At 49.6% G+C, this 371-nt stretch carries 3 tRNA genes; all 3 read right to left on the minus strand.

What is annotated here, in order from left to right:
- Positions 1-5 precede the first annotated feature (5 nt).
- Positions 6-82 (minus strand) — tRNA-Asp (locus AJ932_RS01990).
- 51 nt (positions 83-133) lie between these two features.
- Positions 134-209 (minus strand) — tRNA-Val (locus AJ932_RS01995).
- A 6-nt stretch (positions 210-215) separates the two neighbouring features.
- A tRNA-Arg gene (locus tag AJ932_RS02000) sits at positions 216-291 on the minus strand.
- Between the last annotated feature and the right edge of the window lie 80 nt (positions 292-371).

The raw sequence follows: 371 nt of genomic DNA on the forward strand, positions 1-371 counted from the left end.
CAAGATGGCGCAGCGGACGGGGCTCGAACCCGCGACCTCCGCCGTGACAGGGCGGCATTCTAACCAGCTGAACTACCGCTGCATCCAAAGTAAAGAAGTAGAGATTATAAAACCTATTTATGATTTTATAAAATGGTGGTCACTATAAGACTCGAACTTATGACATCCACCTTGTAAGGGTGGCGCTCTACCAACTGAGCTAAGCGACCTATGATTGGCGACCCCTAGAGGATTTGAACCTCTGTTTCCACACAGAGAGAGTGTTGTCCTGGGCCACTAGACGAAAGGGTCATAACCCTAACAATAAAAATGGTGTCCCGTGTTGGATTCGAACCAACGGCCCCCTCCTTAAAAGGGAGATGCTCTACCGG

The organism is Campylobacter sp. BCW_6873 (assembly GCF_001762365.1).
Lineage (GTDB): Bacteria > Campylobacterota > Campylobacteria > Campylobacterales > Campylobacteraceae > Campylobacter_D > Campylobacter_D jejuni.